This is a genomic window from Celeribacter halophilus (genome assembly GCF_900114135.1).
Taxonomy (GTDB): Bacteria; Pseudomonadota; Alphaproteobacteria; order Rhodobacterales; family Rhodobacteraceae; genus Celeribacter; species Celeribacter halophilus.
On the sequence record NZ_FORY01000058.1, the window covers coordinates 1 to 1,252 of the forward strand.

Annotated in this window: 1 protein-coding gene; it reads left to right on the top strand. The window is 57.3% G+C overall.

Going from position 1 to position 1,252, the window contains the following annotated elements; genetic code table 11:
- Positions 1 to 66 precede the first annotated feature (66 nt).
- Positions 67 to 1,226, top strand: a protein-coding gene (locus BM152_RS18735; protein WP_111481445.1) for an IS3 family transposase whose coding sequence is annotated in 2 segments (ribosomal slippage) — positions 67 to 316 and positions 316 to 1,226 — 1,161 coding nt in all. Because the reading frame shifts where the segments join, the coding sequence is not laid out codon by codon here.
- Positions 1,227 to 1,252: the final 26 nt, after the last annotated feature.

Consider the following 1,252-nt stretch of genomic DNA (forward strand, 5'->3'; position numbering starts at 1 on the left):
TGACCTGCCCCCCACAAAATCCCTCATTTTAATGTAGAGTCTGCCCAATCTTGAAGGAGCAGACGAATGCGAAAGAGCCGTTTTACCGAGGCGCAGATAATCGGGATGATCAAGGAGCAAGAGGCTGGCATGCCGACGGCTGAGGTGTGTCGTAGACACGGCCTCAGCCCTGCGACGTTCTACAAGTTCAAGTCTAAGTATGGAGGCATGGAAGTCTCGGATGCTGCCAGGCTGAAAACGCTGGAGGACGAGAATGCCAAACTCAAGCGCCTGCTGGCTGATACGATGCTGGACAACGTCGTTCTGAAGGATTTGCTGGGAAAGAATTGACGACATTGACCAAGCGGCGAGAGGCAGCGCTCAGAGCGATGCGGGATCATGACATCTCGCAGCGCCGAGCTTGCCGGCTTGTCGGTGTCGACCCAAAGACGGTCCGGCGCGAACGCCCGTCGGATTGCCCCGAAGTCCGCAAGGCGATGAAAGAGATCGCCGAAAAGCGGCGCCGGTTCGGTTATCGCCGGATCGGCATTCTCCTGGAACGCAAGGGGATGACGATGAACCACAAGAAGCTCTATCGTATCTACCGCGAGGAAGGGCTCTCGGTGAAACGGCGACGAGGGCGCAAGCGAGCCCGTGGATCGCGCACACCGATGCCAGCAGCTGCGCACCCAAACGCGCGTTGGTCGCTGGACTTTCTGTCCGATAGCTTTGGTGCGTCACGCAAGTTTCGCATTTTGGCGGTGATAGACGATTGCTGTCGCGAAAATCTATGTCTCATGGCCGACACGAGCATCTCGGGCGCGCGGGTGGCGCGGGAACTGGATGCGCTGGTGAGGATCTATGGCAAACCCGGTTGCATAGTCAGTGACAACGGCACAGAGTTCACCAGTCGAGCTATCTTGAAGTGGGCGGACGCGAACGAGGTGCCTTGGCATTACATTGACCCAGGCAAGCCACAGCAGAATGCCTTTATCGAAAGCTTCAATGGCAGTCTGCGCGACGAGTTGTTGAATGAGGAGATATTCGACACTCTGGACGAAGCGCGGCGGAAGCTGGCCCTTTGGCGATACGACTACAATGCCGTCAGGCCGCACTCATCACTTGGAAACCAAACGCCACTGCAGGCGCGCCGAGCGCTTGAGCAATTTGAGGGCTCCGCGCACGGCGCGCTTGCCCAAACCGAAATCCATGATTATCAAAATCAAACCCGCAGACTCTCATTATGAACGAGGGGCCGATGGGGGGCAGGTCA